This window comes from Enterobacter cloacae complex sp. IR5458 (genome assembly GCF_049238025.1).
Lineage (GTDB): Bacteria > Pseudomonadota > Gammaproteobacteria > Enterobacterales > Enterobacteriaceae > Enterobacter > Enterobacter kobei.
This window is the reverse complement of sequence record NZ_JBMKIF010000005.1, coordinates 110,557-124,932: the sequence shown is the minus strand read 5'-3', so window position 1 is coordinate 124,932 and position 14,376 is coordinate 110,557. Positions and strand designations below refer to the sequence as shown.

12 protein-coding genes are annotated in these 14,376 nt (G+C 55.5%); 7 read left to right on the top strand and 5 right to left on the bottom strand.

The genetic code is table 11. The features are described from left to right. Position 1 precedes the first annotated feature (1 nt). The 5 genes from acrB to ACOTYN_RS05880 all read left to right on the top strand — a co-directional run bounded on the left by acrB (position 2) and on the right by ACOTYN_RS05880 (position 5,627). Positions 2 to 3,148, top strand: coding sequence for a multidrug efflux RND transporter permease subunit AcrB (acrB, locus tag ACOTYN_RS05900; RefSeq protein WP_014882803.1), 3,147 nt, complete (start codon positions 2 to 4; stop codon positions 3,146 to 3,148). Between the two features lie 511 nt (positions 3,149 to 3,659). Then, a complete protein-coding gene (tomB, locus tag ACOTYN_RS05895; RefSeq protein WP_008499288.1) occupies positions 3,660 to 4,034 on the top strand; it encodes an Hha toxicity modulator TomB in 375 nt (124 codons plus the stop codon). Between the two features lie 27 nt (positions 4,035 to 4,061). Further along, on the top strand, positions 4,062 to 4,280 hold the full coding sequence (locus tag ACOTYN_RS05890; RefSeq protein WP_014882802.1) for an HHA domain-containing protein: 219 nt from the start codon (positions 4,062 to 4,064) through the stop codon (positions 4,278 to 4,280). Positions 4,281 to 4,489: 209 nt separating this feature from the next. Next, positions 4,490 to 5,041, top strand: a complete 552-nt coding sequence (gene maa, locus ACOTYN_RS05885) for a maltose O-acetyltransferase (protein ID WP_014882801.1) — start codon at positions 4,490 to 4,492, stop codon at positions 5,039 to 5,041. 118 nt (positions 5,042 to 5,159) lie between these two features. Further along, positions 5,160 to 5,627, top strand: a complete 468-nt coding sequence (locus ACOTYN_RS05880) for a YlaC family protein (RefSeq protein WP_014882800.1) — start codon at positions 5,160 to 5,162, stop codon at positions 5,625 to 5,627. On the opposite strand, the gene ACOTYN_RS05875 is transcribed toward ACOTYN_RS05880, so the two are convergent. Further along, complete coding sequence (locus tag ACOTYN_RS05875; RefSeq protein ID WP_332956739.1) at positions 5,599 to 7,059, bottom strand: PLP-dependent aminotransferase family protein; 1,461 nt, start codon at positions 7,057 to 7,059, stop codon at positions 5,599 to 5,601. The genes ACOTYN_RS05880 and ACOTYN_RS05875 overlap by 29 nt on opposite strands. Before the next feature lie 101 nt (positions 7,060 to 7,160). Here ACOTYN_RS05875 and ACOTYN_RS05870 point away from each other — a divergent pair, with 101 nt between their 5' ends. Next, positions 7,161 to 7,871 carry a GNAT family N-acetyltransferase gene (locus ACOTYN_RS05870; RefSeq protein ID WP_014882798.1) on the top strand — a complete coding sequence of 237 codons (711 nt, stop codon included), beginning with the start codon at positions 7,161 to 7,163 and terminating at the stop codon, positions 7,869 to 7,871. Here ACOTYN_RS05870 and ykgO read toward each other — a convergent pair. Continuing rightward, on the bottom strand, positions 7,868 to 8,008 hold the full coding sequence (gene ykgO, locus ACOTYN_RS05865; RefSeq protein WP_003859006.1) for a type B 50S ribosomal protein L36: 141 nt from the start codon (positions 8,006 to 8,008) through the stop codon (positions 7,868 to 7,870). The genes ACOTYN_RS05870 and ykgO overlap by 4 nt on opposite strands. Before the next feature lie 2 nt (positions 8,009 to 8,010). Beyond that, positions 8,011 to 8,271, bottom strand: a complete 261-nt coding sequence (locus ACOTYN_RS05860) for a type B 50S ribosomal protein L31 (RefSeq protein ID WP_010428154.1) — start codon at positions 8,269 to 8,271, stop codon at positions 8,011 to 8,013. Positions 8,272 to 8,492: 221 nt separating this feature from the next. Between ACOTYN_RS05860 and ACOTYN_RS05855 the strand changes: the two genes are divergently transcribed. After that, a complete protein-coding gene (locus ACOTYN_RS05855; protein ID WP_071922530.1) occupies positions 8,493 to 10,058 on the top strand; it encodes an EAL domain-containing protein in 1,566 nt (521 codons plus the stop codon). Between the two features lie 37 nt (positions 10,059 to 10,095). Here the strand turns inward: ACOTYN_RS05855 and ACOTYN_RS05850 are convergent, their stop codons facing one another. Both ACOTYN_RS05850 and ACOTYN_RS05845 read right to left on the bottom strand, forming a co-directional pair. Continuing rightward, the gene (locus ACOTYN_RS05850) at positions 10,096 to 13,188 is read right to left on the bottom strand and encodes a beta-galactosidase (protein WP_071922531.1); all 3,093 of its coding nucleotides are present in this window, start codon (positions 13,186 to 13,188) and stop codon (positions 10,096 to 10,098) included. Between the two features lie 102 nt (positions 13,189 to 13,290). After that, positions 13,291 to 14,361, bottom strand: coding sequence for a LacI family DNA-binding transcriptional regulator (locus tag ACOTYN_RS05845; RefSeq protein WP_071922532.1), 1,071 nt, complete (start codon positions 14,359 to 14,361; stop codon positions 13,291 to 13,293). Between the last annotated feature and the right edge of the window lie 15 nt (positions 14,362 to 14,376).

Sequence of the window (14,376 nt, the reverse complement as noted above, 5' to 3'; positions counted from 1 at the left end):
CATGCCTAATTTCTTTATCGATCGCCCCATATTTGCGTGGGTGATCGCCATTATCATCATGTTGGCCGGGGGACTTGCGATCCTGAAGCTGCCTGTCGCGCAATATCCAACGATTGCGCCACCGGCGGTGACAATTTCCGCAACCTACCCGGGCGCTGATGCGAAAACGGTGCAGGACACCGTCACCCAGGTTATCGAACAGAACATGAACGGTATCGATAACCTGATGTACATGTCCTCAAACAGTGACTCAACCGGTACAGTACAGATCACCCTGACCTTCGAGTCAGGTACCGATGCTGACATCGCACAGGTTCAGGTGCAGAACAAACTGCAGCTGGCAATGCCGCTGCTGCCGCAGGAAGTACAACAGCAGGGCGTGAGCGTCGAGAAATCGTCCAGTAGCTTCCTGATGGTTGTTGGCGTTATCAACACCAACGGCACCATGACGCAGGAGGATATTTCCGACTACGTGGGCGCCAACATGAAGGATGCCATCAGCCGTACTTCCGGTGTGGGTGACGTTCAGCTGTTCGGTTCTCAGTACGCGATGCGTATCTGGATGGATCCGAACAAACTGAACAACTTCCAGCTGACGCCGGTTGACGTGATTAACGCGATTAAAGCGCAGAACGCCCAGGTGGCAGCCGGTCAGTTAGGCGGTACACCACCTGTGAAAGGCCAGCAGCTTAACGCGTCCATTATCGCGCAAACCCGTCTGACCTCCGCCGATGAGTTCAGCAAAATCCTGCTGAAAGTGAATCAGGACGGTTCGCAGGTTCGCCTGCGCGACGTAGCGAAAGTGGAGCTGGGTGGCGAAAACTACGACATCATTGCGAAGTTTAACGGTAAACCGGCTTCCGGTCTGGGTATTAAACTGGCGACCGGCGCTAACGCCCTGGACACCGCCACGGCGATCCGCGCAGAGCTGAAGAAGATGGAACCGTTCTTCCCGTCAGGTCTGAAAATCGTCTACCCGTACGACACGACCCCGTTCGTAAAAATTTCGATTCATGAAGTGGTTAAAACGCTGGTAGAAGCGATTATCCTGGTCTTCCTGGTGATGTATCTGTTCCTGCAAAACTTCCGCGCGACGCTGATCCCAACCATCGCCGTGCCGGTCGTTCTGCTGGGGACCTTTGCCATCCTTGCGGCCTTTGGATTCTCGATAAATACCCTGACGATGTTCGGGATGGTGCTTGCCATCGGCCTGTTGGTGGATGACGCCATCGTGGTGGTAGAGAACGTCGAGCGTGTCATGGCGGAAGAGGGTTTACCGCCGAAGGAAGCAACCCGTAAATCCATGGGCCAGATCCAGGGCGCGCTGGTCGGTATCGCGATGGTACTGTCGGCGGTATTTATCCCGATGGCCTTCTTCGGCGGCTCTACCGGTGCGATTTACCGCCAGTTCTCGATTACCATCGTTTCCGCGATGGCGCTGTCGGTGCTGGTCGCATTGATCCTGACGCCTGCGTTGTGTGCCACCATGCTGAAGCCCATTCAGAAAGGCGGTCATGGCGAGCATAAAGGGTTCTTCGGCTGGTTTAACCGCATGTTTGACAAGAGCACGCACCACTACACCGACAGCGTGGGCAACATCCTGCGTAGCACCGGTCGTTATCTGCTGCTCTATATCATCATTGTCGTCGGCATGGCCTATCTGTTCGTTCGTCTGCCAAGCTCGTTCCTGCCTGATGAAGACCAGGGCGTGTTCCTGACGATGGCGCAGCTTCCGGCGGGTGCATCGCAGGAGCGTACCCAGAAAGTGCTGGATGAAGTGACGGACTACTACCTCACCAAAGAGAAAGCGAACGTTGAGTCCGTGTTTGCGGTTAACGGCTTTGGCTTTGCGGGTCGTGGTCAGAACACCGGTATCGCCTTCGTCTCTCTGAAAGACTGGGCGGATCGTCCGGGCGAAGAGAACAAAGTTGAGGCCATCACTGGCCGTGCAATGGGGACCTTCTCGCAGATTAAGGATGCGATGGTCTTCGCCTTTAACCTGCCAGCGATTGTTGAACTGGGTACCGCGACCGGTTTCGACTTCCAGCTGATCGACCAGGGCGGTCTGGGTCACGAAAAACTGACGCAGGCACGTAACCAACTGTTCGGAGAGGTGGCGAAACACCCTGACCTGCTGGTTGGCGTGCGTCCAAACGGTCTGGAAGATACGCCGCAGTACAAGATCGATATCGACCAGGAGAAAGCACAGGCGCTGGGCGTGTCCATCAGCGACATCAATACCACACTGGGCGCGGCCTGGGGCGGTAGCTACGTGAACGACTTCATCGACCGTGGTCGTGTGAAGAAAGTGTACGTGATGTCAGAGGCGCAGTACCGTATGTTGCCGAATGATATTAACAACTGGTACGTTCGCGGCAGCAATGGTCAGATGGTTCCGTTCGCGGCGTTCTCAACGTCACGCTGGGAATATGGTTCACCACGTCTGGAACGTTACAACGGTCTGCCATCAATGGAGATCCTGGGTCAGGCCGCACCAGGCCGAAGCACCGGTGAAGCCATGAACCTGATGGAAGAGCTGGCGAGCAAATTGCCTTCGGGCATCGGCTATGACTGGACCGGTATGTCCTATCAGGAACGTCTGTCCGGTAACCAGGCCCCTGCCCTGTATGCCATTTCTTTGATTGTGGTATTCCTGTGTCTGGCGGCACTGTATGAGAGCTGGTCGATTCCGTTCTCCGTTATGCTGGTGGTTCCACTCGGGGTTATCGGTGCACTGCTGGCGGCGACGTTCCGTGGATTGACCAACGACGTGTACTTCCAGGTAGGCCTGCTGACAACCATTGGCTTGTCGGCGAAGAACGCGATACTTATCGTTGAATTCGCCAAAGACCTGATGGAGAAAGAAGGTAAAGGGCTTATCGAGGCGACGCTTGAAGCGGTACGTATGCGTCTGCGTCCTATTCTGATGACGTCACTGGCGTTTATCCTCGGCGTACTGCCGCTGGTTATCAGCTCTGGCGCGGGCTCCGGTGCGCAGAACGCGGTCGGTACTGGCGTGATGGGCGGTATGATCACCGCGACCGTGCTGGCTATCTTCTTCGTTCCGGTGTTCTTCGTGGTGGTTCGCCGCCGCTTCAGCCGCAAAAATGAAGATGTTGAGCACAGTCATTCGGTAGAACCGCACTGATACCGGTTTCACATCATAAAAAGGCCGCATTAGCGGCCTTTTTCATTTTAAGAAAAAATCATAAAATACGCTTATTGTGGTTTTATTTATTTTCTGCCAGCGTAACAGGACATATCATAAATAACGCATAACGTAATCCGAGAATACAGGATTTTTTTAAATTCATTTCTTCGGCCAGAGGGTTAGGAATATTCCTAATTAAAAGTTCGGAAAAACAGAACTCCGGATTTGAACTTTTTCTTCAGGCGCAAACCTAAGCTAATGAAACGTAAGGAAGCTAACAAAACAAGCGTTAATCTGGATAAAAATGTTCCGTTCCGGATGAACATTTGCGTAGAGTCTCGCAGCCTGCGGTTTTATTTGTAATTTTTCGTAATAGCGCGGTGAAATCCAGACAGGAGTGGCTTATAGTTAGGTTATCAGGAACACAGCACTCATGTAGCTAAGTCAGTTGTATCCATCCCGACAATGATGTTCGGTGAGTAATAAATCACTCAGAAGGGGATGCGCTATGGACGAGTACTCGCCAAAACGGCATGATATCGCGCAGTTGAAATTTCTCTGCGAATCCTTGTACCATGACTGCCTTGCCAATCTTGATGAAAGTAACCATGGCTGGGTAAACGATCCAACGTCTGCCATCAATTTACAGTTGAACGAGCTTATCGAGCATATCGCTACCTTCGCACTTAATTATAAAATTAAGTACAATGAAGATAATAAGCTCATTGAGCAAATTGATGAATACCTGGACGACACCTTTATGTTGTTCAGTAGTTACGGCATTAACGCTCAGGATTTGCAAAAATGGCGCAAATCGGGAAACCGACTATTCCGCTGTTTCGTCAACGTGAGCAGAGCTAACCCCGTTAGCCTTTCCTGTTAAAATTATTACAATTACTAAGGTGAATTTATGTCTGAAAAACCACTCACAAAGGTCGATTATTTGATGCGCTTACGTCGTTGTCAGTCAATTGACACCCTCGAACGCGTCATTGAAAAGAATAAATACGAGCTTTCTGATAATGAACTGGCGGTATTTTATTCAGCTGCTGACCATCGCCTCGCTGAGCTAACGATGAATAAGTTATATGACAAAATCCCCACATCCGTGTGGAAATTTGTTCGTTGATCTTTGAAGTGTGTCTGTAGAGTTTCTACGCCACGTTCTAGGCTGTATTTACCTGTCCCGTTATGCTCCCTGTGCGAAAGCCAGGTCTCCGTGTTAAACGCGCTCATCAGCAACAATGTTGTGACTCTGCTCACATCGGCTTTTCGGGAACGTTCCCCTTCTGGCCAGTTGCGATTACCCTTCAGGAATCACATCCAGAGAGGTTTACGATGAGCATTGAAAAACAGAAGATGATTTCAGGTGAACATTACCGCCCGGGTGATGAGACACTACGCGCCGACAGACTGCGGGCACGCCATCTCATCCATCGCTATAACCACACTGCGCCTGATGAAAAAACAGAACGCCAGACCATTCTGGCGGAACTGCTGGGGCAAAGTGAAGGGGCTTATATTGAGCCGAGTTTCCGCTGCGACTATGGATATAACATTTATCTGGGCAAAAACTTTTACGCGAACTTCGATTGCGTGATGCTGGATGTGTGTCCTGTTCATATTGGCGATAACTGTATGCTCGCGCCGGGTGTTCATATTTATACAGCAACCCATCCCCTGGATGCGGAGGAACGTAATAGCGGCGTCGAGTTTGGTAAGCCCGTCACTATTGGCAATAATGTCTGGATTGGCGGACGGGCGGTCATTAACCCAGGCGTTACCCTGGGTGACAACGTGGTCGTCGCTTCCGGTGCCGTCGTGACGAAAGACGTCCCGTCTAATGTCGTCGTTGGGGGTAACCCGGCGAAGATCATCAAAACGCTGTAAGATCCCGGGGGAGTCAACTGTTATGGTCTTTTAGCGCCTGACTGTTACTTTTTTCAGCGGGATGGCTCCCCTAAAATTGGCAGACACCCTGTATTGTCTACACGCATAAAGGCAAAAAATGACCGAGATACAGCGCCTGCTTACCGCCACCATCGACGATCTTAACCTCCGCGAAAAGCGCGATAATCGCCCGCGCTTTAGCATCAGCTTTATCCGCAAACATCCCGGACTGTTTGTCGCAATGTATGCCGCCTGGCTGGCAACGCTTATTGTGATGCTGAAGTCCGAGACGCTGGTGGACTCCGTCTGGCTACTGGTTGTGTTATTTGTCGTCTTTAACGCTTTTTTCTTTTTCGACGTGAATCCCCGCTACCGTTACGAAGATATCGACGTGCTCGATTTCCGGGTCTGCTACAACGGTGAATGGTACAACACGCGTTTCGTGCCTGCGGAGCTTATCGAGAGCATCATGCACTCTCCGGCCGTTGAAACCGTGCAAAAAGAGAAGCTGCAAAAAATGGTTTCCACCAAAGGTCAGCTCTCTTTCTATGATGTCTTTACTCTTTCCCGCCCTGCTGCTGCGTAATTAACGCCTGCAGGCGTCGGATACCCGGCACAAACTGCGAAGCAGAGGTATTGCCATAGCCTAAAACCAGACCGGTTTGCCCCTGCTTCGCCTCCAGGTAGTACCCGCTCAGCGCAGCGGGTGCCAGCTGAAATGCCCTCGCCTTCTCCACCAGCCTCTGGTCATCAATACCGTTAATCGTCACCGTCAGGTGCATCCCGCCCTCTCCGGCAAGAATACGGTGAGGGGTGTGAAGCGCTGTGCTCAGCGCCTCGCGCAGCTGGCGGTAACGTTTACGATAAAGCCGCCGCATGGCAGCAAGATGACGGGCATAGTGACCTTCTTCAATGAACAGCGCGAGGGTGCGCTGCTCCGCACGATGCCCGCCGCGCAGCAGCGAGCCAATGGCAGCGCGCGACGCCTTCGCCAGTGCGGGCGGCAGCACCATAAACCCCATTCTGAGTGACGGAAACAACGTTTTGCTGAAGGTTCCGAGATACACAACAGGGGCGTTATTCACCATTCCCAGCATGGCCGGTACGGGCTCACCGGCATAACGGAACTCGCTGTCGTAATCATCTTCAATGATCCATGCGTTGTGCTGTCGGGCCAGCTCCAGCAACGCCAGCCGCCGCCGAGCGCTGAGCACGCTTCCGTAAGGGAACTGATGCGAGGGCGAAGTGAAAATCAGCGTGGGGGAAGGCGCATTCCGCCCTTCCCAGCACATTCCCTCATCATCCACCGGCATTCCCGTCATTGTCAGGCCGGTTTTGACAAAGGCACTTTTGGCCCCGGCGTAGCCGGGGTTTTCCACCCAGGCAATATCGCCAGGTTCGCTCAACAGTATCGTGCACAGATTAACCCCTTCAAGCGCCCCTTCGGTTATCACTATCTGGCTGGCGTCGCAGTCAATGCCCCGGGAAAGCGCGAGGTGGCGAGCAATCGCCGCACGAAGCGACGGCTCTCCGGCCGGATCGCCATACCCAAGCAGAGCGTTCCCCTCCTCGCGCAAGACGCGATCGTACAATCGCCGCCACAGCGGCAACGGGAAATAGTTGATGGCGGGCGTTCCCGGCGTAAATGCCATGACCGGAGTATCACGCTGCACCGGCGCAGGCAGATGAGTGACCCGTTTTGCCAGCACAACCTCAGGCGCCGGCAATGCCCGGACGCGTGCGCGATGCGCAAATTGAGCAACCTTTGTCCCCTGCCGGTTACGCAGCAAATAGCCTTCAAGCGTAAGCTGGTCCAGCGCCGCGTTAACGGTGTTCCGGGAAACCGCAAGCTGCTGCGCCAGCGTTCGCGAGCCGGATAGCTGGCTACCGGACTGAAGTTTCCCGCTGAGGATGGCCTCTCGCAAAGCCAGATAGAGCGCCCGCTGGAGCGTCTCATCCCCACGCTTTTTCAGTGCAGCATGGAGCAAAGTATAAAATTCATCACCCGGTATATTCATCTCATCTCCTTGTGGTACCAACAAAACATAGCCGAGTGGTGCTTTTTAAGGAACCAGCAATTCACTAGTCTGAAGCTCTTTTCAACGTCACGGAAATGAAGATGAAGACATTCAATGAGTTTGGACAACCCGTGGGCGACGCCCTTATCGACTGGCAGCCTCGACCCCATCCGTCCCGGGTGGTACTGCAGGGGCGTTTTTGTCGGCTTGAACCGCTGCGCGTGGCGCATGCCGAGGCGCTCTTCTCCGCCTATTCCCTGGCCGAAGACACCCGTAGCTGGACGTGGCTGCTGCGCGAACCTGATGCCACGGCCGCTGAATATGCCAAATGGGTGGCGAGCGTGAGTGACTTATCTGACCCGATGCACTTTGCCGTCATTGATAATCAGACCCAGTCTCCGGTGGGAACGCTGGCCCTGATGCGGATCGATCCGAAAAACGGCGTCGTGGAGGTGGGTCACGTTCATTTCTCGCCCCTGTTGAGCCGCACGCCAATGTCGACAGAAGCGCAATACCTGCTGATGCGGTACGTGTTTGATACCCTGGGCTATCGGCGATACGAATGGAAGTGCAACAGCCTGAACGCACCTTCACGCAAAGCCGCACTGCGCCTGGGTTTTCAGTTTGAAGGGCGGTTTCGCCAGGCGCTGGTCATAAAAGGCCGTAACCGGGATACCGACTGGTTTTCGATTCTCGACAAAGAGTGGCCGGCGCTGGCGAGCGCCTTTGAAGGCTGGCTTGCCACCGACAATTTTACCGCCGATGGCAAACAGAAAAGATCCCTGGAAAGCTGGCGAGAAATACGCGCCTAGCGTCTTTTCTTACGCCCCTGAACCGCCTTAAAGCGCGGATTGGATTTGCAAATCACGTATAAGCGTCCCTTGCGTTTGACTATCTGGCAATCCGGGTGACGCTGTTTCGCACTGCGCAATGAGTTAAGCACCTGCATCATTACCCCCGCTTCGCATTAAGAAAACCGCCAAAACGCTTACGGAAGCGCGCCGCGCTGCCATCTGTGGAGAACGTTTTTTGCTTACCGGTATAAAACGGGTGCGATTTCGAAGAAACCTCGATGGTGATGTATGGATACGTTTCACCGTCGAGTTCAATTTCGCGGTCAGTTTTAATGGTTGAGCCGACTTTAAAGTATTCATTGGCACTGGTGTCGTGGAATACCACAGTGCGATACGCTGGATGGATATCGGGTTTCATCATCAATCTCTCATGTTTTGTTATAACATAACAAAATAATATCCAGCCCTTGTTGAAAAAACAACCCCCCTTTTGCCACTGATATTTTACAGGTTTACCTGAGATAAAATAAAAACCAGGCCGCCCACGTGCTATAACTGTATCATTTCGCGGTAAAATCTTTCTCTTCAGGCAGGGAACTCAGCGTCCGGATTTCGACATATGAGAAAGGAAACGACAGCATGAATACCCGACATCTGGTCAGTCTGGTGACTGGCATACTTATCTTTTCTGTGCTGGTTCCCATTTGCCTGAGCATCTGGCTGGCGCATCGCCAGGCGGAAGAGAAATTTGTCGATGCGCTGGATAACTATGCTTCTCGTGTGCTGATACGAACCGACAGGGTCCTGGCTCAGGCAAAAGATGCGCTTAATCATCTGCAAACGTATGACGGCGTGCCGTGCAGCCCTTCGCATTTAAAAGAGATGCGCCGGGCCGCGTTTTCCTGGCGATATGTCCAGGAAGCGATCTATACCGACAACCTGAAACCACGCTGCTCCTCGCTGGAGCAATCCAGCCATGCCTCCCCCTTCCCCCCACCAACGCGCATTACCCGGGATGGTTACAGCGCATGGCTGACGGCGCAAAACGATCTGGGATTTCACCGCTACATGGTTGTGCTGGGCAAAGGCCGCTACCTTGTCATGATCGATCCTGACTCGCTGGTGGATGTGATCCCCTTCGGGGAAATAGCCATCGACGCAGCCCTGGTCGGAACCGCAACACACCGCATTTTTGCCAGCACTAATCCACTCGCGCCGCATATCCGCGAGATGATTCAGGAACGAGAGGGAGACCGCGTCCAGTACAACGGTTCAATGTACGTGATGAAGCCTGTCCCTGAGTTGGGCTTTACCGTCGTGACCTGGGCTCCGCTCAAACCTTTGGCTGATACCTGGCACAGGCAACTCCTTTTCTGGTTACCGTTTGGCATATTGATAAGCTTGCTCGCCGCACTGTTTGTCTTGCGGATACTGCGTCGCATCCAGTCGCCCCGCAATCGCCTGCTTGACGCCATTAACAGCCGGGATTTTGTGGTTCACTATCAGCCCATCGTGGCGCTCTGTAGCGGGAAAGTGGTAGGGGCAGAGGCGCTGGCGCGCTGGCCTCAGCCAGATGGCAGCAGCCTCTCGCCGGATATTTTTGTTCCCCTTGCTGAACAAACCGGGCTCATCTCGCAGCTCACGCAGTTAGTCATTGAAAAAGTGTTTGAAGATATGGGCCACTGGTTGCAACACCACCCCGATCAGCATATCTCCATTAATCTCGCCCCTGCCGATTTGACCTCCGGCAAACTGCCACCATTGCTGAGTAAGTTAATGAATAAATGGCAAATTCATCCGCGACAAATCGCTCTTGAGCTCACCGAACGCGGTTTTGCCGACCCTAAAATCAGCGCCCCGGCTATCGCCGCGCTACGTCATTCCGGTCATCCTGTCTATATTGATGACTTTGGCACGGGCTACTCCAGCCTGAGCTATCTGCAGGATCTCGACGTGGATACGCTCAAAATTGATAAATCGTTCGTGGATGCGCTGGAGTACAAAAACGTCACGCCGCACATTATTGAAATGGCGAAATCGCTGAAGCTGGCGATGGTGGCGGAGGGTGTCGAGACCGAAGGGCAGCTCGCGTGGCTGCACCGTCATGGGGTGCAGTATGGGCAGGGGTGGTTCTACAGTAAGGCGCTGCCAAAGACGGAATTTATTCTGTGGGCTGAAAATAACCTCGGGAAGTATTCTGACTAAGCCCCGCGGACACAAAATATGGCCGCGGGACTGCCCGTCAGACCGCCTTCTGACGCCAGCTGAAGCGATAACGAAGCTGGCGCGTCTGCAGGAGAAATTCCGGCGAGACGCTGGGGCTCCAGGAGTCATCGCCGCCCACGCCCATGTGGAACGCGTCGAGGTTGAGCCAACACCCCGGCTCTTCGCGCAACAGGTGATGATGGGTTGTCTCGCGCAACTGCTGCTGGCTGTAGCGGCTTATTGAGAAGTGGAACTGACCATTCAGCAGATGCGTTCCTGCCACAAGTTCGCGGGTATCGCAGCGCAAACCATTTTCCGTCGGGAAGATATACGGCGTGTGCATCGCCTCCAGGGGCAATGTCCAGCGCCCCTGCTGTGCCGCCAGCTTTCTGTCCGGGTAATTTTCGTGCGGCCCCAGCCCCAGCCAGTGAACGTTTTCCGGCGCTTCGGCGAGATGAACGCTCAGGCCAATCCGCGCGGGTTCCGGGATATCAGACGCCATATCGACCTGAATATCACCATGCAGAACGCCCTGCTCGTCCACCCGCCAGGTTTTACGGCTCAGGAACAGCGCTTTGCCCTGGTACTCCCAGACATGCAGGGTATTGACCACCACCTCGCGAGCATGCTGCTCTGCATCACAGGACAGTACGCGGGAGGTGAGATCGTACATACCCGCTGCTTTCCAGCGTTCAACCCACGCGTTCGGATCGATTTTCGTCGCTTCGCTCACGCCAATGTCATTATCCAACGGCGCGCGGCTGAAGCTATCCGTCACGAGCGAAATCAACAGTTCCACGCCATCTCGCCACCATTGGGTCAGGTTTCCGGAAGTGCAATCGAACTGCCAGCGCTGCTGCTGATGCGTTATCTCCAGCATGAGGTCATGTTGCGTCAACACGGGAGGTTCGCCCGCAGACACTGTCGGCGCAATAAAGAGAGGAACCGGGAGCGGCCACTGCTCCCACGCGCAGCGATGGCCAGCCGGTGACCACGGCGTTGCCCGCGGCTGGCGAACCTCAACATTCAGCCAAACCTCTCCCGGCCCGGCCTTCAGCGCCGGCAGATCGAGCGCCAGACGCTGGGTGCCCTCGGGAACCATCGCGAGCGTGACCTCGCCCGCGGCCAGCACCTCTCCATCACGTGCAATCGTCCAGCTCAGCACCTCGTTATCGGTGTGGCGGAACAGGTAGCCGCTTTGCACCTCAATCACCAGCGGAGCAGTGCTCGCCAGCGTAAAGGTAAAGAACTGCTGGGCGCGCTGCGCTTCGTACAGCGCCGGATGCGGGGTTCGGTCGGGGAATACCAGACCATTGAGGCAAAACTGCCGATCGTTCGGCTTATCGCCAAAGTCTCCGCCATACGCCCAGAACGCGTTACCCTTTTCGTCTTGCTTCGTCAGGGCCTGATCGACCCAGTCCCAGACAAACCCGCCCTGCAGGCGAGGATGATTGCGAAACGCCTGCCAGTATTTCGCAAACCCACCAAAGCTGTTGCCCATCGCGTGGGCGTATTCGCAGAGGATCAACGGACGCGTTTCATCCGGCATGCCGATCCATTTCTTGATTGACCATTTAGGGACTGCCGGGAAAGGCTGATCCTGATCGACCCGGGCGTACATCGGGCAGACAATATCGGTCGCTGCCGTATTCGCCCCGCCGCCTTCATACTGCACCGGGCGAGTCGGGTCGGTGGTTTTCAGCCAGCGGTACAGCGCATCGTGGTTCGCACCGTGGCCGGATTCATTGCCCAGCGACCAGATAATAATCGAAGGATGATTTCGGTCGCGCTGCACCATGCGGGTCACGCGCTCGCTCATGGCAGGTAGCCAGCGCGGATCGTCAGCGAGGCGGCTCATCGGCACCATACCGTGCGTTTCGATATTCGCTTCGTCAACGACGTACAGCCCATAACGATCGCAAAGCCGGTACCACAGCGGATGATTAGGATAGTGCGAGCAGCGCACGGCGTTGAAGTTGTGCTGCTTCATGATTTCGATATCGCGACGCATGGTTGCTTCATCCATCACCTGGCCGTTTTCAGGGTGGTGCTCATGTCGGTTAACGCCGCGGATCAGCAGCGGTTTACCGTTGAGCTTGAGCAGGCCATTGCTGACGTCAACGCGGCGGAAGCCAACGTCGCATGCCTCGACCTCGACCACCTCACCCTGCGAGTTGAGAAGCGCAATCGTCAGGCGATACAGTTCCGGCGTTTCAGCACTCCACAGCGCAGGGTGCTCGACAGGGATCGCCACCGTTAACCGCTCAGCCCAGCCGCCGCGCTCGTCCACAATGGCAGAGCCTGGCCGCTGGGTCGCGCTGGCACAGCGTTCACCGTTGCGCCACAGCGTTATCGTGACATCGCACTCCGCGTAGCGAGCGCCTGTCAGCGCGACCGCCACTTTCAGCACCGCGCGGTCAAGCTCAGCGTTCAGGTCCGTCAACACATGGTAATCGGCGATCTGCGTTTCGGGTTTATGCAGCAAAGTGACGTCGCGGAAAATGCCGCTCATCCGCCACATGTCCTGGTCTTCAAGATAACTGCCGTCGCACCAGCGCAGTACCATGACCGCCAGGCGGTTCTCCCCGGCGCGCAGCGCCGCCGAGAGATCGAATTCGGCGGGCAAGCGGCTGTCCTGGGAATAGCCTATCCACTGTCCGTTGCACCAAAGATGAAACGCCGAGTTCACGCCGTCAAAGATAATGCGGGTTTGCCCGCCGTGGAGCCAGGCGTCATCCACCTCAAATGTGAGCGAGTAACATCCGGTTGGGTTCTCTTGCGGAACAAAAGGCGGCGTGACGGGAATGGGATAGGTGACGTTGGTGTAGATGGGCGTGTCAAACCCCTGCATCTGCCAGTTAGACGGCACGGGCATCGCAACGGCGTCCGCGCAATCTTCCGTTACCCATGCCTCCGGGACTTGCTCGGGTGCAGGAAAATAATTAAACCGCCACGCCCCGTTAAGAGAACGTCTGCTGACTGACTCCTCGTCGTCCAGGGCCGAGGATTCATGGCGCCAGCTGTGTAACGGCGCATGAGCCGCCAGCCGGTTCCACTGGGTAACGCCGGGGTTTTCCCAGTCCCGTCGGGCCAGAATGGCACCGAGCGTCGGTGATAAAGTGTTGGGCATACTAACCTCTTTGCGAAGCGCTCACAATTTTGGTTAACATGCCCTGGCACTGAGCGAGGGTAAAGCATTCCATCGCGGAGCAGCGAGTCAGATCACAAAGTTTTATTTACGCGCAAGCTGCTCTGCCAGGAGAGCCAGGCGTCTGAGCTGCTCCGCCAGATCCTCTTGTTCGGCCTGCTGCGGATGGCGGCGCGCGGTGGAGTGACGGATCACCAGCGTAACCGGCAGCTGAACCTGCCAGCACGCATCGCCCTGGAGGGGGTCCAGCAGCCACGTCACGCTGCGTTCGCCCGCCTGGCGAAACGCCTGGCGAACGGTCGTCAGCGGCGGCGAAAACCAGGCACTGTCGGCCGTATCGTCAAACCCGACTACCGATAGCTGGCCAGGGATCGCTACCCCTTTTTCCGCGCAGGCGCGCATCACCCCAAGCGCCATTTGATCGTTCGCCACCAGAATCGCCTCCGGTAATACCGTACCCGACAGCAGCATATGCCCTTTCTCATAACCGCTGGCCGCGCTCCAGTCACCGTATTCCACGGCAACCGCGTCAAGGCCGGCCTGTGCCAGCGTCGCTTGCCATCCGGCCAGACGCGCACGCGCAGAGACCGAGCTTTCCGGTCCGCTCAACAAAGCAATATGCTGATGCCCCAGCGAAAGCAGATGCTCAACGCCCAGACGCGCCCCTTCCTCTGCGTTAAACACGAGGCTGTTTACCTGCGCTGAGGGCGATACATCCAGAAACAGCACCGGAACGGGCGATGCCAGCGCCCTGAGCTGTTCGGCGTGAGGATCGTCAATCGGCACATTGACCAGCAGTGCTTCCACCCGCTGCGCCAGCAACGCCTGAAGCGCGGCCTGACACTGGTGCGGTTGCTCTACCATGGAAATGAGGACACTCGCCCCCTGTTCCGCTGCCCGGGATTTTACCGCCGAGACGATTTGTGAAGGCGCGTGCAGCGCCAGATCGGTCGTAATAAGACCCAGCGTACGGGTGCGTTTACCCGCCAGCTGTTGTGCCCGCAGGTTAGGCACATAGTGCAGTTCCGCCATTGCCTGCTGCACCTTTTCCCGCGTGCGGGCAGAGACATGCTCCGCGTCGTTAATCACGCGGGAAACGGTCTGATAAGAAACCCCCGCAAGGGAGGCGACATCATAGAGAGTGATTGCTTTCATGCATTCTGGCATCGC